The organism is Halomonas denitrificans, from assembly GCA_019800895.1.
GTDB lineage: Bacteria > Pseudomonadota > Gammaproteobacteria > Xanthomonadales > Wenzhouxiangellaceae.
The window spans coordinates 254938-276054 of sequence record JAHVKF010000003.1; the positions used below are offsets into that span (position 1 = coordinate 254938).

Genomic DNA, 21117 nt, shown 5'->3' on the forward strand with positions numbered 1-21117 from the left:
CGCGTGACTCATGTCCCGGTACTTCTGGAGGCGGCGGTGGACGCGCTGAACGTGATGGAAAACGGCACCTACGTCGACGCGACCTTCGGCCGCGGCGGACACAGCGGCCGGATCCTCGAGCAGCTCGGTCCCGGCGGACGTCTGGTGGCGATCGACCTCGATCCCGAGGCGCTGGCCGCCGGACGTCAACGGTTCTCCGACGATCAACGCGTGCGCTTCGTCCAGTCCAGCTTCGGCGATCTCGACCGGATCGCGGCCGAGCTGGACCTCGACGGTCGTGTCGACGGCCTGCTGATGGATCTCGGCGTTTCCTCGCCCCAGATCGACGATGCCGCGCGCGGCTTCAGCTTTCGCGAGGACGGCCCGTTGGACATGCGGATGAATCCCGACGCGGGCCCCTCGGCCGCCGAGTGGCTGGCCGGGGTCGACGAGGACGAACTGGTCCGGGTCCTGTTCGACTACGGCGAGGAGCGGCATTCGCGACGGATCGCCCGCGCCATCGTCGGGGCGAGGCAGGAGACCCCCATTGTCGGAACGGTGCAGCTGGCCGAGATCATCCGGTCGGCCGTGCCGGCCGGTGCGGCCGCCCGCGACCGGATCGACCCGGCCACGCGCAGCTTCCAGGCCATCCGCATCGTGGTCAATGGCGAGCTGGATGCGATCGAGCGCGCGCTCGACGCGGCCATCGACCTGTTGGCCGACGGCGGCCGCCTCGTGGTGATCAGTTTCCATTCGCTGGAGGACCGGATCGTCAAACGATTCATCCGGCAGCACGCCCGCCCGCCTGCGGCCAGCCGCCGCATGCCGGCGGCGCCGTCGTTCCGGCCGCGTCTCCGCGAAGTCGGCAAGCTGGTCCGGCCCGACGAAGACGAACAACGATGCAATCCTCGCGCTCGCTCCGCGCGAATGCGGGTCGCCGAGCGTACGTCGCGCGTGGGCTCGGGCGAAACGCCGGGGGGCGGTCGATGAATCGCTGGGCGATCCTGGTCCTGTTGCTGGTCGCGGTGATCGTGAGCGCCGTCGCGCTGGTCGGCGCGCGGCACGAGGCGCGGCAGCTGTTCATCGAGCTCGAGGCCGCTGCCGGCGACCATGATGCCGAGCGCGTCGAATGGTCGAGGCTGCAGCTGGAGCTGGCTTTCCTCGGCGAGTCCAGCCGGATCGAGAGCCAGGCCCGGGAGCAATTGCAGATGCGGGCTCCGTCCCGCGTCGGCCTTCTGGTGCGCGGCGATGGCTGATCCGGGCACCGCATCCCGGGTCCAGCCCGGCGGCAGCCGAGTGCGCGTCGCGATGATTCTCGCGATCATGGCCGCGTGCGCGCTCCTGCTGGTCGCCCGCGCCGTCAAGCTCCAGGTGATGGACACGGAGTTCCTGCAGAGCGAGGGCGAGGCACGCTTCCTGCGTCAGGTCGAGATTCCGGCGATGCGCGGGTCGATCCTGGACCGCAACGGCGAGCCGCTGGCCGTGTCGACGCCGGTCGAATCGGTCTGGGCCCATCCCGGCGAGCTGCTGCAGGCCGCCGACCGGATTCCGATGCTGGCCGGCGTTCTCGGCCAGGACGCCGAGGCGATCGAGCGCCGCCTGACCCAGCGCGCGGACCGCGAGTTCGTCTGGATCATCCGGCGGATCGCCCCCGACCTCGCCGACCGGGTGCGCGAACTGGACATCCCCGGCGTGTTCCTCCAGCGCGAGTATCGCCGCTTCTATCCGACCTCGGACGTCGCCTCCCAGGTCGTCGGATTCACCAACATCGACGAGGTCGGCCAGGAAGGGCTCGAGCTGGCCTACGACAGCTGGCTGATGGGTCACGCCGGCGCCAAGCGCGTGGTCAAGGACCGGCTCGGCCGGGTGGTCGAGAACGTCGAACTGGTCCGTGAAGCCGAACCGGGGCAGGACCTGCACCTGACCCTGGACCGTCGGCTGCAATACCTGGCTTACCGCGAGCTGACGCGGACGGTCGCCGAGCACCAGGCGCGGTCCGGGTCGGTCGTGGTGCTCGACGTGACCACCGGCGACATCCTCGCGATGGCGAACGTGCCCTCCTTCAACCCGAATTCGCGCGACCTCGGCAGCCCCGAGGGGCGCCGCAACCGCGCCCTGACCGACGTGCTCGAGCCCGGCTCGGTGGTCAAGCCCTTCGTGGTGGCCGCGGCGATGGAAGCCGGTCTGGCCTATCCCGAACTCGTCATCGACACCACGCCGGGCACGATGCAGGTCTCCGGCCACACGATCCGCGACGTGCGCGACTACGGCGAATTGACCGTGACCGGCATCCTGACCAAGTCGTCGAACGTCGGCGTGGTCCAGCTGGCGCTGGGCATGGATCCCCGCCACCTGTGGAGCATGTATTCGCGGCTGGGTTTCGGCACCGTGACCGGCACGGGGTTCCCCGGTGAGTCCGCCGGCGTGCTGCGCGACTACGAGCGCTGGCGGAAGCTGGAACAGGCCACGCTGTCCTACGGCTACGGCCTGTCGGTCACGCCCCTGCAGCTGGTGCGAGCGACGGCCGCGATCGCCGACGACGGCCGCCTGCGCCAGCCCAGCTTCGTCCTCGGCTCCGACAATCCCGTGCAGACGGTGATGGATCCGTCGCTGGCCTCGCAGTTGCGCGAGATGCTCGAAACGGTGACGCTGCCGGGCGGCACGGCAACCCGCGCCGACGTGCCGGGGTACCGGGTGGCGGCCAAGACCGGCACCTCCCGCAAGGTCGGGGTCGGCGGCTACGGCGACCGCTACGTCTCCAGCATCGCCGGCTTCGCGCCGGTTTCCCGGCCCCGGCTGGCCGCGGTCGTCGTCATCCACGACCCGCGCGGCGATGAATACTACGGTGGGGCCGTGGCCGGGCCGCTGTTCGGCCGGGTGATGGCCGACGCCCTGCGCTTGATGGACGTTCCGCCCGACGACGTGCGCACGCTGATCGCGCAGGCCGGAGACGGCGAATGATCGCGCTCGCTACGCTGCTGCGCGGCTGGGTGACTTCGTCCGAGCCGCTGCCGTCGCTGATGATCGGCGGCTTGACCCGGGACAGCCGCTCGGTCCGGTCCGGCGACGCCTTCGTTGCCCTGCAGGGCGGCTCGACCCACGGGCTGGTCCACGCCGAGCGGGCGCTCGAGGCCGGCGCAAGCGTCGTTCTCTACGATCCAGAGGATTCGCTGCCCGAGGACGCCAGCGCCTCGCTCCGCGGCCGCAACGCCGAGCGTTACGTCGCGGTGCGCGGCCTGGCGTCCCGGACCGTCGACCTGGTCCGCCGGTTTCACGGTGATGCGGTCGCCGGCCTGGACCTGTTCGCCGTCACCGGCACCAACGGCAAGAGCTCGATCGCCTGGCTGATGGCGCAGGCCTTCGATGGCGCGATGATCGGCACGCTCGGCAACGGGCGGCCCGGTGCGCTGGACCCGGCCACCCACACCACGCCGGACCTGTTCGCGGTCCATGCCCTACTGGCCCGGTTGGCCGGCGAGGGCCTCGAGCGGGTCGCGATCGAGGCGTCCTCGCACGCGCTGGACCAGGGCCGGCTGGCCGGTCTGACCTTCACGGCGGTGGCGTTCACCAATCTCGGTCACGACCACCTCGACTACCACGGCAGCTTCGAAGCCTACGGTGCGGCCAAGGCGCGGTTGTTCAACGACTTCGCCAGCCGGCGGCAGTGGATCAACCTCGACGATCCCTTCGGACGCGCGATGGCCGCGAGCCTGCGCGGCCGCGACGGCCTGCGTACCTACGCGCTGGACCCGTCCCGGGGTGCCGACGTCACCGCCGAGATTCGCCGCGCGGACCTCGACGGACTGGCCCTGACCCTGCACCTGCCGATCGGGCCGGTCGAGGCCACGAGCCGGTTGATCGGGCGGGTCAACGTGCTGAACCTCATGGTCGTGGCCGGTGAACTGGCCGAACGCGGTCTCGACGCCGGTGCGATCGCCGATCGCCTGGCGGGTCTCGACCCGGTCCCGGGTCGGATGAACCGGGTCGAAGCGCACGGCAAGCGCGTCGTCATCGACTACGCGCACACGCCGGATGCGCTGGAAAACGCGCTCAATGCGCTGCGGCCGCTGGTGCCGGGGCGGGTCATCTGCGTGTTCGGTTGCGGCGGTGACCGGGATCGCGCGAAGCGCCCCGAGATGGGACGGATCGCCGAGGGTCTGGCCGACGCGGTGGTGCTCACGGACGACAACCCGCGCCACGAGAGCGGCCTGGCCATCGTGCGCGAAATCCAGGCCGGCATGGCGCGGCCGGATCGAAGCCGGGTCATGCGCGACCGGGCGGCAGCGATCCGCCTGGCGGTCCGCGACGCCGGTCCTGACGACGTGGTGCTGGTCGCCGGCAAGGGCCACGAGCGGGAGCAGGTCATCGGCGACACGGTCCGCCCGTTCTCGGACTTCGAGGCGGTCCAGGCCGCGCTGGAGGAGGCCGCATGATCCGGTTCACCCTCCAGCAGGCGGCCGAATTCACCGGTGGACGGGTCGTCGGTGACGGCGAAACCGCGTTCGAAGGTGTCGCGATCGATTCGCGCCGGGTCCGCGCCGGCCAGCTGTTCTGCGCGCTGCCCGGTGCCCGGGTCGACGGTCACGACTACGTCGAAGCCGCGGCCGCGTCCGGCGCCGCGGCGGCGCTGGTCCAGCGGGCGCTCGATGCCTCGCTGCCCCAGCTCGTGGTCGATGACGTCGAGCGCGCGTTCGGCCAGCTGGCCGCAGCCTGGCGCGAATCGCTGGACACCCGGGTCATCGGGGTGACCGGCAGCAACGGCAAGACCACGGTCAAGAACATGCTCGCCGGCATCCTGCGCCGGCTCGGCCCGACGTTGGCCACCGAGGGCAACCTGAACAACGAGCTCGGCGTCCCGCTGACCCTCGCGCGGCTGGATGGGACACAACGCTTTGCGGTGATCGAGATGGGCTGCGGACAGCCCGGCGACATCGCGTACCTGGCCGGTCTCGCCCGTCCCGAGATCGGCATCGTGACCAATGCCGGACCGGCCCACCTGGAACGGCTGGGCAGCGTGGAAGGCGTCGCCCGCTGCAAGGGCGAACTGTTCGAGGCGGTCGGCGCGGCGATGGGCGGCACGGGCACGGTCGTCGTCAATCGCGACGATCGCTTCTACGACGACTGGATCGGCCGGGCCGGCGACGCGCGGTGCATCCGTTTCGGCCGTCACGCCGAGGCCGACGTCCGGCTTGTCGACGAGCAGGGCTCGCCTCGACTGCAGACCCCGGAGGGAACGATCGGCCTGCACCTGGCGCTGCCCGGCGCGCACAACCGGGCCAATGCCGCGGCCGCGGCGGCCGCGGCGCTTGCGCTGGACGTCTCGCCGGCCGACATCGAGGCTGGCCTGGCGGCCGCCCACGGCGTGCCGGGCCGCCTGCAGGTCCGCGCGATGGCTGGCGACTGGACCCTGATCGACGACACCTACAACGCCAACCCGGCCTCGCTCTACGCCGCGCTGGCGGTGCTGGCAGAACAGGACGGCGAGCGCTGGCTGGTGCTCGGCAACATGGCCGAGCTTGGAGAGCAAAGTTCGAAACTGCATCGCGAAGTGGGCCGGGCGGCCGCCGAGTTCGGGGTCCGTCGGCTCTACGCGACCGGCGACGACGCGGCGCAGGCCGCCGAGGCCTTCGGTCGCGAGGGCCGTCGCTTCAACTCGCCGATCGCCCTGGCGGAAGCGCTGCGCGCCGATCTGCGCGCGGGCGTGGTCTGCCTGGTCAAGGGCTCGCGTTCGGCCCACATGGAAGCGGTGATCGAGCGGCTGGCGGCCGGGGAGGCCGGGGCATGCTGATCTGGCTGCTGGAGGACTGGCTGGCGCTCGATGTCGCCCTGTTCGGCTTCATCACGTTCCGGACGATCATGGCCGCGCTGACCGCGCTGGCCGTCTCGCTGCTGGTCGGACCGGTGTTCATCCGTTACCTGGTGTCGCGCAAGATCGGCCAGCCGATTCGCGAGGTCGGTCCGCAGACCCATTTCGACAAGGCCGGCACGCCGACCATGGGCGGCGCGCTGATCCTGATCTCGATCCTCGTCGCGACGCTGCTGTGGGCCGACCTTGCCAACCGCTATGTCTGGACGGTGCTGTTCACCACCGCGGCCTTCGGTGCGATCGGCTTCGTCGACGACTGGCGCAAGCTCAAGTACAACGACTCGCGCGGCATTTCGGCGGCGGCCAAGTACACGCTGCAGTCGCTGGCCGCGCTGGTCGCGGCGGTCTTCCTCTACCAGACCGCGGACGTGCCCGGCGCGACCGAGCTGCTGGTGCCGTTCTTCAAGGACGTCGCCGTGCCGATGGGCGTCGGCTTCGTCGTCCTGACCTACTTCGTCATCGTCGGTTCGTCCAACGCCGTCAACCTGACCGACGGCCTCGACGGCCTGGCGATCGTGCCGGCCGTGATGGTGGCGATCGGCCTCGGCATCTTCGCCTACGCGGTCGGCAACGCGATCTTCGCGAACTACCTCGGCTTTCCGTTCATCCCCGGCGCCGGGGAAGTCGCGATCTTCTGCAGTGCCATGGCCGGGGCCGGGCTCGGCTTCCTGTGGTTCAACACCTATCCGGCCCAGGTCTTCATGGGCGACGTCGGCGCGCTGGCGGTCGGCGCGGCGCTCGGCCTGGTCGCGGTAATCGTGCGGCAGGAACTGGTCTTCATGCTGATGGCCGGCATCTTCGTCATCGAGACGGTCTCGGTGATCCTGCAGGTCGCGTCGTACAAGCTGACCGGCAAGCGGATCTTCCGGATGGCGCCGATCCACCACCACTTCGAACTCAAGGGCTGGCCCGAGCCGAAGGTCATCGTCCGGTTCTGGATCGTCGCGGTGGTGCTGGTGCTGGTCGGCCTGGCCACGTTGAAGGTGCGCTGATGGGTGCCGTGCGCAGACAGGCCCGACGCCACGGCGATCCCGCCCGGTCGGTCGAGATCGACGGTCCCTTGATGCTGGCCGCCCTGGCGCTGCTCGGTGTCGGCATCGTCATGGTCGCCTCGACGTCCGTTGCGGTGGCCGAGAAGTACGCGGTCGGCGAGTGGCATTTCCTGGGTAAGCACGTGATCTTCGTCGTGCTCGGACTGGTCCTGGCCGGCGGCTTCCAGCTGGTCGATACCCGGTGGCTGGAGAAGAGCGGCCGCCTGTGCCTGGTCGCCTCCCTGGTCCTGCTGCTGCTGGTGTTCGTCCCCGGCCTGGGGCACACGGTCAACGGCGCCCAGCGCTGGATCGACCTCGGCGTGACCCGGTTCCAGGCGGTGGAGGCGGTCAAGCTGCTGATGATCGTCTACGTCGCCGGGTACCTGGCGGCGCGGCCTGCGCTGGGGAACTCGGGGTTCACCGAGACGCTCAAGCCCCTGATGGTCGGCGCACTGATCGCCGCCGTGCTGCTGCAGCAGCCCGACATGGGCTCCGCCGTGGTGCTGATGGCGATCATCGGCGGCATGGTCTGGCTGGCCGGTGCGGCCTGGAAGTACCTCGCGCTGCTCGGAATGAGTGCGATTCCCCTGGTGACCTTCGCGGCGATGGAGCCCTATCGACTGCGCCGCATCGCGATCCTCGGCGACCCGTTTTCGGACCCCTACAACGCCGGCTTCCAGCTGGTCCAGGCGCTGATCGCGGTCGGTCGCGGCCAGGTCACGGGCGTCGGCCTCGGGTCCAGCGTGCAGAAACTGTTCTACCTGCCGGAGGCCCATACGGATTTCATCTTCGCCATCCTCGCCGAGGAACTCGGCCTGCTCGGCATCCTGTTCGTGCTCGCGCTGTTCGCCGTGCTGGTGTTCCGCATCTTCCGGATCGGCCTTGCCGCGCAGCGCGCGGACCGACCCTTCGCAGCGTTCGTTGCGTTCGGCGTGGGGCTGTGGATCGGCCTCCAGGCACTGGTCAGCATCGGCGTGAACCTGGGCGTGCTGCCGACCAAGGGGCTGACCCTGCCGCTGGTCTCGGCCGGTGGATCGAGCCTGATGATGACCCTGGCCGCGCTCGGGCTGGTGATCAAGATCGGCCGCGAGCTGGGCCGCGCCGAACTCGCCCGGCCGCGTCGCCGGCAGGAGTGGGCGTCATGAGGGTCACGATCCTGGCCGGCGGGACCGGCGGACACATCTTTCCCGGCCTGGCCGTGGCCGCAGCACTGCGCGCCGACGGCGTCGAAGTGCGCTGGCTGGGCACGCCCCACGGGCTGGAGAACCGCCTGGTGCCCGCTGCCGGCATCGAGCTCGACCGGGTCCGGATCACCGGGCTGCGAGGGCGCGGTGCCCTCGGCTGGTTGGCGGCGCCGTTCCGCGTCCTGCGCGCGCTCTGGCAGGCCCGGGGCATTCTGAAGCGCACGCGTCCGGACTGCACGCTGAGCATGGGCGGCTACGCGGCCGGACCGGCCGGCCTGGCCTCCCGGATGCTTTCGATTCCACTGGTCATCCACGAGCAGAACGCGGTTGCCGGCCTGACCAACCGCTGGCTGGCACCTTTCGCGTCGATCGTCTGCACCGGGTTTCCCGACGTGCTGAAGAATGCCCGCGTGACCGGGAACCCGGTCCGCGAAGAGATCGAGTCCCTGCCCGAGCCGGCACCGCGCCTGGCCGGCCGGACCGGACCCCTGCGCCTGCTGGTCATCGGCGGGAGCCAGGGAGCACAAGTGTTCAACCAGGTGGTGCCCGAGGCCCTGGCCCGGCTGCCGTCCGAACAACGCCCCGTGACCCGGCACCAGGCCGGGCGACAACTGCAGTCGGCCGAAAACAACTACGCCAAGGCCGGCGTCGATGCGGACGTCGTCGAGTTCATCGACGACATGGCGGCAGCCTGGGCCTGGGCCGATTTTGCGATCTGCCGTTCCGGTGCACTGACCGTGGCCGAACTCGCCGCCGCCGGCGTTCCGGCGTTGCTGGTGCCGTTTCCTGCGGCGGTCGACGACCACCAGACCGGGAACGCGCGCTACCTGGCCGACGCCGGGGCAGCCTGGCTGATGCCGCAGGACGAGTTCGGTCCCGAGCGCTTGGCCGACCACATCGCCGGCGTCTGTCGCGAGCTGACCCAATCGATGGCGCGCCGCGCCCGTGCTCTCGCCCGACCCGACGCCGCCCGCCGGGTCGCCGATGCGTGTCGGGAGGTGATGGCATGACCACCGGTCTTTCGCCCGATCCGCGCCCGGCGCCTTCCCTGATGCATCGGGTACGGCGCATCCACTTCGTCGGCATCGGCGGCGTGGGCATGAGCGGCATCGCCGAAGTCCTTTCCAACCTCGGCTTCACGGTCAGCGGCAGCGACCTGAACGAGTCGTCGGCGGTGCGCCAGCTCCGTGCAGGCGGAATCGACGTGCGGATCGGTCACGACGCGGCTGCCGTCGCCGGCGCCGACGTCGTGGTCTGTTCGAGCGCCATCGCCGAGGACAATGCCGAGCTGGAAGCCGCGCGCGCCGCCCGGATCCCGGTCGTGCCGAGGGCCGAGATGCTCGGTGAGCTGATGCGGTTCCGCCAGGGGATCGCCGTGGCCGGCACGCACGGCAAGACGACCACCACGTCACTGGTGGCCGAACTGCTGGCGGCAGCCGACATGGATCCGACCTTCGTGATCGGGGGGGTGGTCAACGCATTCGGCTCCAACGCCCGCCTCGGCCAGGGCCGGTACCTGGTCGCTGAGGCGGACGAGTCCGACGCCTCGTTCCTGCTCCTTCAGCCCGTGATCTCGGTGGTAACCAACATCGACCGCGATCATCTCGATGCCTACCAGGGCAGCTTCGATCGCCTTCAGGGCGCGTTCCTCGAGTTCCTCCACCACCTGCCGTTCTTCGGTGTCGCGGTCCTGTGCATCGACGACCCGCACGTTGCCGAGCTGGTCCCCGACGTGGGACGCACGGTGCTGACTTACGGCGTCCACAAGGAGGCTGACGTGCGCGCGACGCGGATTCGCCAGCAGGGCCGGCGGATGCTGTTCGACCTGCACCTGCCCGAGCGCGAGTCACCGCTTTCGGCCACCCTTTCCCAGCCGGGCCGGCACAACGTCCTCAATGCGCTCGGCGCGACCGCGGTGGCCTGGGAGATCGGCGCGACGAGCGAAGCCATCGCGGAGGGACTGGAGGGTTTTTCCGGGATCGGCCGGCGCTTCGCGCAGGTGGGCGAATGTCGCTTCGCACGCGGCCGTGCACTGGTGTTCGAGGACTACGGCCACCATCCGACGGAGCTCGACGCGGTGCTCCAGGCGGCCCGTGCCGGCTGGCCCGACCGCAGGCTGGTTCTCGTGTTCCAGCCGCACCGGTTCACCCGGACGCGCGACCAGTTCGACGCGTTCGCCCGCGTGCTGGCCGCGGTCGACGAAGTGATCCTGACCGACATCTACCCCGCCGGCGAGGCGCCGATCGCAGGTATCACCAGCGATGCACTGGCCGAAGCGATCGAACCCCGCGGACCCGCCCGGGTAACCCGTGCGGGAACCGTCGACGACTTGCCCGGTGTCCTCGACGACCGGGTCCGGGACGGTGACCTGCTGCTGGTCATGGGCGCCGGCGACATCGGGCGACTGCCCGCGCTGCTCGACGCGGAGGCCGCATGATGACTCGTCGAGACACCTTCGACGCCGACCGCTGGGGAACCGTGGGCCTGGCCCTGGGCGGCGACAGCGCCGAGCGCGAGGTGTCGCTGAACAGCGGACGGGCCGTGGCGGCCGCCCTGGAGCGGCTGGGCGTCGAGTTCGTCGAACTCGATGGTGTCCGCGCCGTGCTCGACGCGGCCGGTGACGGACGGATCGATCGCGTGTTCAACGTGCTCCACGGCCGCGGTGGCGAGGACGGTTGTCTCCAGGGCGTGCTTTCTGCCGTCGGGGTTCCGGTCACGGGTTCAGGCATCCTGGCCTCTGCGCTGGCCATGGACAAGCTCCAGACCAAGCGCGTGTGGCGCGCGATCGGTCTGCCGACGCCGGACTGGCGGGTCGCCCGGTCGGCCGACGAGGCCGGGGCAATCCTCGAGACGCTGGAGCCACCGCTGTTCGTCAAGCCGGCGCGCGAAGGGTCGAGCGTCGGAATGCGCCGCGTCGACGAGGCCGGCGACCTGGCACCGGCGATCGCCAACGCACTCGAGCACGACGATCGCGCGCTGGTCGAACGCCTGGTCGACGGCCCGGAATACACCGCAGCGATCCTGGGCGACCGCGCCCTGCCGCTGATCCGGATCGAAACCCCGCGTGCCTTCTACGACTACCAGGCCAAGTACGCCTCCGACGACACGCGCTACCACTGTCCCTGCGGCCTGGCGGCCGACGTTGAAGCGCAGCTTGCGCAGCTGGCATGCCGGGCCTTCGACGCCCTGGGCGGACGCGGCTGGGGGCGGGTCGATTTCCTGCTCGACGGCGACGGCAATCCGTGGCTGCTCGAGGCCAATACCGTCCCGGGCATGACCGATCACTCACTGGTGCCGATGGCCGCGAAGGCCGCCGGGCTGGACTTCGACGCGCTGGTCGCCGAGGTGCTGGCGACCGCGGCCGGGGAGGGGTCATGAATCGGGCGGCCTGGATGCTGATGATGCCGGCCGCACTGGCCGTGCTGGTCGCCGCGGTCTGGGCCTTCGGCGGCTGGCAGGACCCGGAGCGCTGGCCGATCCGCTGGCTCGAGGTCGAGGGACAGCTCGAGCGCACGACCTCGGCGCAGGTCCGCGCCGCGGTGGCCGCGGAAGCGCGCCGGGGCTTCTTCGTGGTCAACGTCGAGCGGGCGCGCATGGCGGTCGAGGCCCTGCCCTGGGTTGCCTTCGCCGCGGTCAGTCGCCAGTGGCCGGATGCCTTGACCATCTCCGTGGTCGAGCACCAGCCGGTGGCCCGCTGGAACGAAAACGCTCTGGTCAGTCGACGCGGCGACGCCTTCGAGGTGGCCGGGACCGCGGGGATGCAGGGCCTGGTCCAGCTTCGCGGTCCCGAAGGTCGGCAGGCTGACGTGTTCGCGACCTGGCAGGCGCTGGCCGGGCGCCTGCGGCCCAACGGTATCGAGGCCTCGGTGGTCACGCTGGATCCGCGCGGCGCGTGGACGGTCACGCTGGAATCGGGCTGGAACCTCCTTCTGGGGCGCGAAGAAATCGAGCAGCGGCTGGATCGCTTTCTCGATGTGCACGCCCGGCTGGCCCGGGTCCAGGGCATCCGGCGTGTCGACCTGCGCTATCCGAACGGCCTGGCCATCGGCACGGGCGAAGACACCGCGGCCGGCGAACCGGCCACCGAAATCGCGGCGCGCGGCGACGCGTCGCGCTCCATCGGTCCGGAAAGGGCCCCACGAACGTACGCACGGACGGACGGTAATCATGGCTAGGAAACCCGACAAGTCGCTGGTGGTCGGGCTCGACATCGGCACCAGCAAGATCGTCGCCATCGTCGGCGAGATCCAGCCCGACGGCGGGGTCGAGGTCATCGGCCTCGGCTCGCATGCCTCGCGCGGACTCAAGCGCGGCATGGTCGTCGACATCGAATCCACCGAGCAATCGATCCAGCGCGCGGTCGAAGAAGCCGAACTGATGGCCGATTGCGAGATCCACTCGGTATTCGCCGGCATCGCGGGGACCCACGTGTCCTCGCGCCAGTCCAGCGGCGCGGTCGCGATCCGCGATACGGAAGTCACCGACTCCGACGTCGAGCGGGTGCTCGAATCGGCGCGCGCGGTCGCCATCCCGGCCGACCAGCGCATCCTCCACGTACTGCCCAAGGGCTACGTGATCGATTCCACCGACGGCATCCGCCAGCCGGTCGGCATGTCGGGCGTGCGGCTGGAAGTACAGGTGCACCTGGTCACCGCCGCCAACAGCGCGGTCCAGAACGTGACCAAGTGCGTGGCTCGCTGCGGTTTGCAGGTCGATGACCTGATCCTGCACTCGCTGGCCTCGGCCGAGTCGGTGCTCAGCGAGGATGAAAAGGAGCTCGGCATCGGTCTGATCGATATCGGTGCAGGTACCACGGACATCGCTGTATTCGCCGAAGGTGCGATCCAGCACACGGCGTGCATTCCGATCGCCGGCGACCTGGTGACGTCCGACATCGCCGTCGCCCTCCGCACGCCGACGCTGCACGCCGAGGAAATCAAGATCAAGTACGCCTGCGCGCTCGAACAGCTGGCGTCCAGCGACGAGACGCTGCAGGTGCCCTCGGTCGGCGACCGGCCGCCGCGCCGGCTGGAACGCCAGACCCTGGCCCAGGTCGTCGAGGCGCGCTATCGCGAACTGTTCCACCACGTGCAGAAGCAGCTGCGCCAGTCCGGCTGCGAGAACCTGGTGCCGGCCGGCCTGGTCCTGACCGGAGGCGGCGCGCGCATGGAGGGCGTGGTCGAGCTGGCCGAGGAAATCATGCACATGCCGGTGCGTCTCGGCGCGCCGCAGCACGTTCGCGGCCTGTCCGAAGTCGTCAACAACCCGATCCACGCGACCGGCGTCGGCCTGCTGCTCAGAGGCAGCCGGCTGGACCGGCCGCGGGCCGGCGGGCTCGGGCGCGGGTCGCCGGGCGGGCTGGTTTCCCGAATCAAGCAGTGGTTCCAGGGCGAGTTCTGACCATGGAGGCCACGCACATCCACCACTCATTCATTCGACTTGCGGGCAAGCCCGGGCTCGGCGCCAAGCACCCAACAAGAAGGTGCGCGCCGGGTCCATTCCGGGATTGACGCATTTCTCAACGGCGAGCAAAGGAGAACCATCATGGCTTTTGAATTGATCGAGAACTACACCCCGAGCGCGACCATCAAGGTCCTCGGAATCGGCGGAGGCGGCGGCAACGCCGTCAACCAGATGGTGGAGGCGAGCATCGAGGGCGTCGAATTCGTGTCGGTCAACACCGACGCGCAGGCGCTGAAGAGCTTCGCCGGCAAGACCACGCTGCAGATCGGCTCGAGCGTGACCAAGGGTCTCGGTGCGGGCGCGAACCCCGAAGTCGGCCGCCAGGCCGCCCTCGAGGACCGCGACCGGGTCGCCGAACTGCTGGACGGCTCCGACATGGTGTTCATCACCGCCGGAATGGGTGGCGGTACCGGGACCGGCGCCGCGCCGGTGATCGCCCAGACCGCGAAGGAAATGGGCATCCTGACCGTCGCGGTCGTGACCAAGCCGTTCCCCTTCGAGGGCCAGCGCCGGCTGGCGGTCGCCCAGCAGGGCATCGACGAGCTCGGCCACCACGTCGATTCGCTGATCACCATCCCGAACTCCAAGCTGCTCAGCGTGCTCGGCCCGGACATCACCCTGCTCAACGCCTTCAAGGCCGCCAACCAGGTGCTTTCCGGCGCGGTCCAGGGGATCGCTGAACTGATCACGCGGCCGGGCCTGATCAACGTCGACTTCGCGGACGTCCGCACCGTCATGTCGGAGATGGGCATGGCGATGATGGGGTCCGGCAGCGCGACCGGTCAGGACCGTGCCCTGATGGCGGCCCAGTCCGCGATCGGTTCGCCGCTGCTCGAGGACATCAACCTGTCCGGCGCCTGCGGCATCCTGGTCAACGTCACGGCCGGAATGAACCTGTCGATGCGCGAGTTCGAGGAAGTCGGCACGACCATCGCCGACCTCGCCAGCGAGGACGCCACGGTCGTGATGGGCACGGTGATCGACCCGGACATGAACGACGAGATCCGGGTCACCGTCGTCGCCACCGGGCTCGGCCAGAAGCGGGTCGAACGCGAGAAGCCGATGAAGCTCGTGCGCACGGGAACCGACGACCGCCCGGTCTTCAGCGAGGACGAGGACGAAGAGCCGCAGCCCCAGCGCACGCTGGGCGGCGGTCGCGGCGGTCGGGCCGATTCCGGCGCCCGCAGCGAAGCCGAACAGAAGGAGTTCGAGTACCTCGACATCCCGGCCTTCCTGCGCAACCAGGCCGACTGACGCGGTTCGAGATCGGACCGGTGCGGGATGCGGGCGGCCACTCGCCGGGTCGCCCGCGCTCGCACCGCTCCGTCCGTCCTGTTGCGGCGGTGCAACACTGTTGCAGAAATGTGTCGGAAATGCCGAGGGAACCGGCCTGCTGTGCTAGTATCCAACGGTTTTCCGGCATGAAGATCGAGCATTGATCCACCAGCGAACCCTCAAGAACGTGATCCGCGCGACCGGCGTGGGCATGCACTCCGGCCAGAAGGTCATCATGACGTTGCGCCCGGCGCCCGCCGATACCGGCATCGTCTTTCGCCGTGTCGACCTCGACCCGGTGTTCGAAATCCGGGCCGAAGCCCACGAAGTCGGCGATACGGCGCTCTCGACCACGCTGGTCGGCGAAAACGGCGTTCGCGTGGCGACCATCGAACACCTGATGTCGGCGCTGGCCGGGCTGGGCATCGACAACCTCTACGTCGATCTCACCGCCTCGGAAGTGCCGATCATGGACGGCAGTGCCGGGCCGTTCGTGTTCCTCATCCAGTCCGCCGGGATCGCCGAGCAGTCCGCGCCGAAACGCTTCATCCGGATCAAGCGAACGGTCGAGCTGTCGGACGGCGACAAGTGGGTCCGCTTCGAGCCATATGACGGGTTCTCCGTCGCCTTCGAGATCGAGTTCGATCACCCGGTGTTCCGCAACCGCAACTGCGAGCTGGACCTGGATTTCTCGACCACTTCGTACCTCAAGGAAGTAGCGCGCGCCCGGACCTTCGGATTCATGCGCGACATCGAGTACCTGCGCCAGCGCAATCTCGTGCTCGGCGGCAGCCTGGACAACGCGGTGGTCGTCGACGACTACCGGGTGCTCAATGCCGACGGTCTGCGCTACGAGGACGAGTTCGTCAAGCACAAGGTGCTCGACGCGATCGGCGATCTCTACCTGCTCGGCGCCAGCCCGCTGGGTCGGTTCACCGGCTACAAGTCCGGCCATGAACTGAACAACCAGCTGCTGCGCATGGTGCTGGCCGACGAATCCGCGTGGGAAGAGGTGACCTTCGACGACGCCGCCCGCGCACCGATTTCCTACCTGCAGCCCGCCCAGGCGCTCTAGGCCCCGTTGCGGGGCAGGTCACGTCGGCGACTGCGACTTGCCGACGGTGACCGCCGACTCAGCCCGCCGGCGCCTCCAGGCCCGGGGCAACGATCACGCGCACGTTTGCAAGCGGCTGCGGCCACAGGGCTTTCGCGACTTCGAGAAGCGATGCCTGGTGCATCCGGGCCTGGGTCGCCCAGGCCGGTGAGCCGGCGGCCAGGACCAGCGTTTCCCCCTCGATGCAAGCCACCCGGAGGTGCGCCCGGAGCGGTTCCGGCAGGGCCGGGGCGAGGCGGGCGTTCAGCGCGAGGTAGGTCTCGGCGCGGCGCAGCGCCTGCTGCAGGCCGGAGGCGCTGCGCGCGATCTCGCGTACGTCGCGGGGGCCGGAACGGGAGCGGGACGTCATGGCCGCCATTGTAGGGCCCGGGCCGGTGCGGACGGGCGCAATTGGCTAGAATGGTCGATTGTGCGAAGTCGGGCCGGGCGGGACCGGCAAGGAGCCGGACGCGATGCGGCCCGGTCTTGCCTGCAGGAGTGCTCGCCCCAACGTCTTCCGCCAGCCGCCGACGGCCGGGCCGCAGCGCTCCGGGGCCCGCGGCTCCAACGACAACGAACCAAACGGATTCACGATGCTCAAGCGATTGATCACCAGGATCGTCGGCAGCCGGAACGACCGGCTGCTGAAACAGCTGCACAAGGACGTCGCCCGGATCAACGAACTGGAAGCGGATGTCCAGGCGCTGACCGACGACCAGCTCAAGGCCAAGACCGACGAGTTCAAGCAACGGCACGCCGACGGCGAATCGCTCGACCATCTGCTTCCCGAGGCGTTCGCAGTGGTTCGCGAAGCGGCACTGCGTACGCTGGGCATGCGCCATTTCGACGCCCAGCTGATCGGCGGCATGGTCCTGCACCAGGGCAAGATCGCCGAGATGAAGACGGGCGAGGGCAAGACCCTGGTCGCCACGCTTCCGGTCTACCTCAACGCCCTGGCCGGAAAAGGCGTCCACGTGGTCACGGTCAACGACTACCTGGCCCGGCGCGACGCGGAATGGATGGGCCCGGTCTATCGTGCGCTGGGCATGGAGGTCGGCGTTTCGGTCCCCGGCATGACCTCGGCGGCCAAGCGCGCCGCCTATGCCTGCGACATCACCTACGGCACCAACAACGAGTTCGGCTTCGATTACCTGCGCGACAACATGGCCTTCTCGCAGGAGCAGAAGGTCCAGCGCGAGCAGTTCTACGCGATCGTCGACGAGGTCGACTCGATCCTGATCGACGAGGCGCGCACGCCGCTGATCATCTCCGGTCCCGCCGACGAGGGACCCGAGCTGTACGTCAAGATCAACCGAATCGTGCCGGAACTGACGCGCCAGGAGGAAGAGGACGGCCCCGGCGATTTCTCGCTCGACGAGAAGTCCAAGCAGGTCCACCTCAGCGAAGACGGCATGGCGCATGTCGAGGAGCTGCTGACGAAAGCCGGCCTGCTCGAGGCCGACGACAGCCTCTACGACGCCAACAACCTCGCGCTGGTCCATACGCTCAATGCCTGCCTCCGCGCGCATTACCTGTTCAACCGCGATGTCGACTACATCGTCAACGACGGCGAGGTCGTCATCGTCGACGAGTTCACCGGCCGCACGATGCCGGGCCGGCGCTGGTCCGACGGCCTGCACCAGGCCATCGAGGCCAAGGAAGGTGTGCCGATCCAGCGCGAGAACCAGACGCTGGCGTCGATCACCTTCCAGAACTATTTCCGGCTCTACGACAAGCTCTCGGGCATGACCGGGACCGCCGACACGGAAGCCTACGAGTTCCAGACCATCTACGGCCTGGAAGTCGTCGTCATTCCGACCAACAAGCCGATGATCCGCGACGATCGCGCCGACCTGGTATTCCTGACCCCGCAGGAGAAGTACCAGGCGATCATCGAGGACATCGTCGAACGCACCCGGGCCGGCCAGCCGGTGCTGGTCGGCACCACGTCGATCGAGACCTCGGAGCTGCTCTCGCGCGAACTGATGAAGGCGAAGATCAAGCACGAGGTGCTCAACGCCAAGCAGCACGAGCGCGAAGCGCACATCATCGCCCAGGCCGGGCGGCCCGGCGCCGTTACGATCGCGACCAACATGGCCGGACGAGGCACCGACATCGTGCTCGGCGGAAGCCTGGACGCGGAGCTGGCCGAACTGGGCGACGGCGCGCCGAAGGAAAAGGTCGACGCGGTCAAGGCCGAGTGGAAGAAACGCCACGACAAGGTGCTCGAGGCCGGCGGCCTGCACATCATCGGCACCGAACGGCACGAATCCCGCCGCATCGACAACCAGCTGCGCGGCCGGTCGGGTCGCCAGGGCGATCCGGGCTCGAGCCGGTTCTACCTCTCGCTGCAGGACAACCTGATGCGCATCTTCGCGTCCGACCGCCTCGGCGGGATGATGCAGAAGCTCGGCATGAAGGACGGCGAGGCGATCGAGCATCCCTGGGTCTCCCGCGCCATCGAGAACGCCCAGCGCAAGGTCGAGGCGCACAACTTCGACATGCGCAAGAACCTGCTCGACTTCGACGACGTGGCCAACGACCAGCGTCGAGTGATCTACGCCCAGCGAAACGAACTGATGGAAGCCGACGAGATCGGCGACTTCATTGCCGATGTGCGCGACGAAGTGTTCGACGAGACGATCTCCCGTTACATCCCGCCGGGTTCGATCGATGAACAGTGGGATCCGGAAGGCCTCGAGAAGACGCTGGAAAGCGACTTCGGCCTCGATGCGCCGGTGCGCCGCTGGCTCGACGAGGACGAGGACCTCGACGAGGAAGGGCTGCGGCGGAAGATCTTCGAGGTCGTCGAGTCGCACTTCAAGGCCAAGGAAGAGCAGACCGGCAGCGAGGTCATGCGCCATTTCGAAAAGGCCGTGATGCTCCAGGTGCTCGACCAGCAGTGGAAGGAACACCTGGCCAGCATGGATTACCTGCGCCGCGGCATCGGACTGCGGGCTCACGCTCAGAAGAAGCCGCAGCAGGAGTACAAGCGCGAAGGCTTCGAGATGTTCACGGAGATGCTGGCGAGCATGCGCTACGAGGTGGTCCGCATCCTGTCGCGTGTCCAGGTGAAGAGCGACGAGGACGTCGAGGCGGTCGATCAGCAGCGACGGCGCGAGCGGCCGATGGAGTTCAGGCACCAGGACGCACGGGCCGCCGCTGCACAGGGCCGGCCCGCCGCTGCGGTGGCCGGAGCCACCCCGGGCGTCGGACCGGCCGCAGCGCCGCCCGGACAGACTCCGGACACCTTCGTTCGAGACGGCCGCAAGATCGGCAGGAACGAGCCCTGTCCCTGTGGTTCAGGGAAGAAGTACAAGCAGTGTCACGGGAAGATCGACTAGATTTCCGTCTTTCCCGGTGTTCTCCGAATGCCCCGGTCGAATGGACGGGGCATTTTCATTTTCAGGTCGCTGATTCAAAGGTAGTTCGCACACCTGCTTCGCAGAAAGCTCGCGAAGCGAGCGGGCGAAACGCCTTTGATCCTGCGTTTCGAATCGGCCAGCGGGAACCCGATCGGCCGCAGCCCACGCCGGCCCCTAAGCGTCCCCCATCTTCCCCGCCGGATCGATCAGCTCCAGCCTGCGGAACGCCACGCCGGCCTGCGTCCGGTTGCGCACGCCGAGCCGCTGGAAGATTTCGCTCATGTGGGCCTTGACGGTGCGTTCCTGGATGCCGAGGGCGTCGGCGATCTGCTTGTTGAGCTGGCCGTCGGCGACCTGCTTGAGCACCTTGTACTGCTGCGGCGTGAGCTGACCGATGCGGTGGGCGAGTTCGGCGTCGTCGTCGTCCGGGGCCTGCTCGTGGATCGCTCGCTGGAGGTGTTCGGGAACCCAGGTCCGGCCATCGAGCACGGCCTCGAGTGCGCGGCCGATCTCGTCGAGCCCGGCGCTCTTCGGGATGAAGCCGGCGGCCCCCTGGTCGAGCGCGCGACGGATCACCCGCGGATCCTCGTTGGCCGAGACCACGACCACGGCGACCTCCGGATGCAGGCCGCGCAGGCGCGCCAGGCCGGCCAGCCCCTGGCTGCCGGGCATGTGCAGGTCCAGCAAGACGAGGTCGACCGGTGCCGATCGTTCGAGCGTGGCAAGCGTCGCCTCCAGGTCGGCGGCCTCGAGCAGTTCGGGACCGTCGAGTGCCGCGGCGAGTGCGTGACCGAGCGCGGTCCGGAACAGGGGATGGTCGTCGGCGATGACGATTCGGGTCATCGTGCGGTCGCGGAAGGGGCTCGAAGCGCATGGTACGCGCAATCCCCGGCCGGTGCGGAGCCGCTCGCCGCTACTGGACGGTCCAGCCTCCGTCGACCACGATGGCCTGGCCGGTGATATTGCGCGCGGCCGGGCCGAACAGGAACGCGGTGATGCCGGCCAGCTCCTCGAAGCCGATGAACACGCCCTTGGGCATCGGCTTGAGCATGATCTTCTCGACCACTTCGTCTTCCGACAGGCCGTGGACCCTCGCCTGGTCGGCGATCTGCTTCTCGACCAGGGGGGTCTTCACGTAGGTCGGGCAGATGGTGTTGATGGTCACATCGGTGTCCGCGGTCTCCAGCGCGATGACCTTGGAAAAGCCGATCAGGCCGTGCTTGGCGGCCACGTAGGCGCTCTTGTAGGGGCTGCCGACGAGCGAGTGGATGGACCCGATGTTCACGATCCGGCCGTAGCCGCGTTCGCGCATGCCGGGGAGCAGTGCGCGGGTCAGCCGGGCCACGCCCGTGAGCATGACCTGCACCAGCAGGTCCCATTGGTCGATCGGAAAGTCCTCGAGCCTGGAGACATGCTGGATGCCGGCGTTGTTGACCAGCACATCCGGGGCCTCGGGCAGGGCGGTGAGCAGCGCGTCGACCGACTCGTCCCGCGTCACGTCCAGCGCATGTCCCGTCGCTCGTCCCCCCCGGCCGACGATCCGTTCGGCGACCGCGCGAGCAGCGGTCTCGTCGAGGTCGGTGCACAGGATGCTGTGCCCGGCCCCCGCGAGGTGTTCGGCAAGTCCTGCGCCGATGCCGCTGCCGGCGCCGGTGATCAGGATCCGGAATCGTCGTGGCGTCATGCGTTCGGCGCGTAGATCGGGAGCCAGCATCGAGTCTAGCGCCGCGATCGGCGCGGCGGTGGTGTACCAAAGTCCATGCCGGTCGGCGCGGGCAAGTGCTAGATTCAGCCGATACGCCTCATCCCTCCATTCCCCAGTCATCGAGGACGCTTCGCCATGCGCCGCTTTCCGCCTCAC

General features: G+C 69.0%; 18 protein-coding genes. 15 read left to right on the forward strand and 3 right to left on the reverse strand.

The features are described from left to right. The first annotated feature begins 3 nt into the window (after positions 1-3). From rsmH to lpxC, 14 genes are all read left to right on the forward strand, one after another. Positions 4-969: a 16S rRNA (cytosine(1402)-N(4))-methyltransferase RsmH gene (gene rsmH, locus KUV67_09725; GenBank protein MBY6205158.1), complete on the forward strand. Its 966-nt coding sequence runs from the start codon at positions 4-6 to the stop codon at positions 967-969. Continuing rightward, the gene (gene ftsL / locus KUV67_09730; protein ID MBY6205159.1) at positions 966-1235 is read left to right on the forward strand and encodes a cell division protein FtsL; all 270 of its coding nucleotides are present in this window, start codon (positions 966-968) and stop codon (positions 1233-1235) included. Before rsmH ends, ftsL begins: the two co-directional genes overlap by 4 nt. Then, the gene (locus KUV67_09735) at positions 1228-2940 is read left to right on the forward strand and encodes a penicillin-binding protein 2 (GenBank protein MBY6205160.1); all 1713 of its coding nucleotides are present in this window, start codon (positions 1228-1230) and stop codon (positions 2938-2940) included. The genes ftsL and KUV67_09735 overlap by 8 nt, the downstream gene beginning before the upstream one ends. Beyond that, entirely contained in the window at positions 2937-4412 is a 1476-nt protein-coding gene (locus KUV67_09740) for a UDP-N-acetylmuramoyl-L-alanyl-D-glutamate--2,6-diaminopimelate ligase (GenBank protein MBY6205161.1), read from the forward strand. The genes KUV67_09735 and KUV67_09740 overlap by 4 nt, the downstream gene beginning before the upstream one ends. Next, positions 4409-5767, forward strand: a complete 1359-nt coding sequence (locus KUV67_09745) for a UDP-N-acetylmuramoyl-tripeptide--D-alanyl-D-alanine ligase (GenBank protein MBY6205162.1) — start codon at positions 4409-4411, stop codon at positions 5765-5767. The genes KUV67_09740 and KUV67_09745 overlap by 4 nt, the downstream gene beginning before the upstream one ends. Then, positions 5761-6837 carry a phospho-N-acetylmuramoyl-pentapeptide-transferase gene (gene mraY / locus KUV67_09750; protein MBY6205163.1) on the forward strand — a complete coding sequence of 359 codons (1077 nt, stop codon included), beginning with the start codon at positions 5761-5763 and terminating at the stop codon, positions 6835-6837. Before KUV67_09745 ends, mraY begins: the two co-directional genes overlap by 7 nt. Beyond that, a complete protein-coding gene (gene ftsW / locus KUV67_09755) occupies positions 6837-8021 on the forward strand; it encodes a putative lipid II flippase FtsW (GenBank protein MBY6205164.1) in 1185 nt (394 codons plus the stop codon). The genes mraY and ftsW overlap by 1 nt, the downstream gene beginning before the upstream one ends. Next, a complete protein-coding gene (gene murG, locus KUV67_09760; GenBank protein ID MBY6205165.1) occupies positions 8018-9070 on the forward strand; it encodes an undecaprenyldiphospho-muramoylpentapeptide beta-N-acetylglucosaminyltransferase in 1053 nt (350 codons plus the stop codon). The genes ftsW and murG overlap by 4 nt, the downstream gene beginning before the upstream one ends. Then, complete coding sequence (murC, locus tag KUV67_09765) at positions 9067-10497, forward strand: UDP-N-acetylmuramate--L-alanine ligase (protein MBY6205166.1); 1431 nt, start codon at positions 9067-9069, stop codon at positions 10495-10497. Before murG ends, murC begins: the two co-directional genes overlap by 4 nt. After that, the gene (locus KUV67_09770; protein ID MBY6205167.1) at positions 10497-11438 is read left to right on the forward strand and encodes a D-alanine--D-alanine ligase; all 942 of its coding nucleotides are present in this window, start codon (positions 10497-10499) and stop codon (positions 11436-11438) included. The genes murC and KUV67_09770 overlap by 1 nt, the downstream gene beginning before the upstream one ends. Further along, on the forward strand, positions 11435-12235 hold the full coding sequence (locus KUV67_09775) for a cell division protein FtsQ/DivIB (protein ID MBY6205168.1): 801 nt from the start codon (positions 11435-11437) through the stop codon (positions 12233-12235). Before KUV67_09770 ends, KUV67_09775 begins: the two co-directional genes overlap by 4 nt. After that, positions 12228-13460, forward strand: a complete 1233-nt coding sequence (gene ftsA, locus KUV67_09780; GenBank protein ID MBY6205169.1) for a cell division protein FtsA — start codon at positions 12228-12230, stop codon at positions 13458-13460. Before KUV67_09775 ends, ftsA begins: the two co-directional genes overlap by 8 nt. A 144-nt stretch (positions 13461-13604) precedes the next feature. Continuing rightward, positions 13605-14777 (forward strand): cell division protein FtsZ, encoded by a 1173-nt coding sequence (ftsZ, locus tag KUV67_09785; GenBank protein MBY6205170.1) that lies wholly within the window; start codon positions 13605-13607, stop codon positions 14775-14777. 181 nt (positions 14778-14958) lie between these two features. After that, entirely contained in the window at positions 14959-15873 is a 915-nt protein-coding gene (lpxC, locus tag KUV67_09790) for a UDP-3-O-acyl-N-acetylglucosamine deacetylase (protein MBY6205171.1), read from the forward strand. Positions 15874-15931: 58 nt separating this feature from the next. On the opposite strand, the gene KUV67_09795 is transcribed toward lpxC, so the two are convergent. Beyond that, on the reverse strand, positions 15932-16261 hold the full coding sequence (locus KUV67_09795) for a DUF721 domain-containing protein (protein MBY6205172.1): 330 nt from the start codon (positions 16259-16261) through the stop codon (positions 15932-15934). Between the two features lie 223 nt (positions 16262-16484). On the opposite strand from KUV67_09795, the gene secA reads away from it, so the two are divergent. Continuing rightward, on the forward strand, positions 16485-19235 hold the full coding sequence (secA, locus tag KUV67_09800) for a preprotein translocase subunit SecA (GenBank protein ID MBY6205173.1): 2751 nt from the start codon (positions 16485-16487) through the stop codon (positions 19233-19235). 195 nt (positions 19236-19430) lie between these two features. On the opposite strand, the gene KUV67_09805 is transcribed toward secA, so the two are convergent. Both KUV67_09805 and KUV67_09810 read right to left on the reverse strand, forming a co-directional pair. Then, complete coding sequence (locus KUV67_09805; protein MBY6205174.1) at positions 19431-20099, reverse strand: response regulator transcription factor; 669 nt, start codon at positions 20097-20099, stop codon at positions 19431-19433. A 70-nt stretch (positions 20100-20169) separates the two neighbouring features. Continuing rightward, positions 20170-20940 carry a 3-hydroxybutyrate dehydrogenase gene (locus KUV67_09810; GenBank protein MBY6205175.1) on the reverse strand — a complete coding sequence of 257 codons (771 nt, stop codon included), beginning with the start codon at positions 20938-20940 and terminating at the stop codon, positions 20170-20172. Positions 20941-21117: the final 177 nt, after the last annotated feature.

Coding starts and splice junctions, on each gene's coding strand:
- ftsL (MBY6205159.1), top strand. CDS start 966: ATGAATCGCTGGGCGATCCTGGTCCTGTTGCTGGTCGCGGTGATCGTG.
- KUV67_09735 (MBY6205160.1), top strand. CDS start 1,228: ATGGCTGATCCGGGCACCGCATCCCGGGTCCAGCCCGGCGGCAGCCGA.
- KUV67_09740 (MBY6205161.1), top strand. CDS start 2,937: ATGATCGCGCTCGCTACGCTGCTGCGCGGCTGGGTGACTTCGTCCGAG.
- KUV67_09745 (MBY6205162.1), top strand. CDS start 4,409: ATGATCCGGTTCACCCTCCAGCAGGCGGCCGAATTCACCGGTGGACGG.
- mraY (MBY6205163.1), top strand. CDS start 5,761: ATGCTGATCTGGCTGCTGGAGGACTGGCTGGCGCTCGATGTCGCCCTG.
- ftsW (MBY6205164.1), top strand. CDS start 6,837: ATGGGTGCCGTGCGCAGACAGGCCCGACGCCACGGCGATCCCGCCCGG.
- murG (MBY6205165.1), top strand. CDS start 8,018: ATGAGGGTCACGATCCTGGCCGGCGGGACCGGCGGACACATCTTTCCC.
- murC (MBY6205166.1), top strand. CDS start 9,067: ATGACCACCGGTCTTTCGCCCGATCCGCGCCCGGCGCCTTCCCTGATG.
- KUV67_09770 (MBY6205167.1), top strand. CDS start 10,497: ATGACTCGTCGAGACACCTTCGACGCCGACCGCTGGGGAACCGTGGGC.
- KUV67_09775 (MBY6205168.1), top strand. CDS start 11,435: ATGAATCGGGCGGCCTGGATGCTGATGATGCCGGCCGCACTGGCCGTG.
- ftsA (MBY6205169.1), top strand. CDS start 12,228: ATGGCTAGGAAACCCGACAAGTCGCTGGTGGTCGGGCTCGACATCGGC.
- ftsZ (MBY6205170.1), top strand. CDS start 13,605: ATGGCTTTTGAATTGATCGAGAACTACACCCCGAGCGCGACCATCAAG.
- KUV67_09795 (MBY6205172.1), bottom strand. CDS start 16,261: ATGACGTCCCGCTCCCGTTCCGGCCCCCGCGACGTACGCGAGATCGCG.
- secA (MBY6205173.1), top strand. CDS start 16,485: ATGCTCAAGCGATTGATCACCAGGATCGTCGGCAGCCGGAACGACCGG.
- KUV67_09805 (MBY6205174.1), bottom strand. CDS start 20,099: ATGACCCGAATCGTCATCGCCGACGACCATCCCCTGTTCCGGACCGCG.
- KUV67_09810 (MBY6205175.1), bottom strand. CDS start 20,940: ATGACGCCACGACGATTCCGGATCCTGATCACCGGCGCCGGCAGCGGC.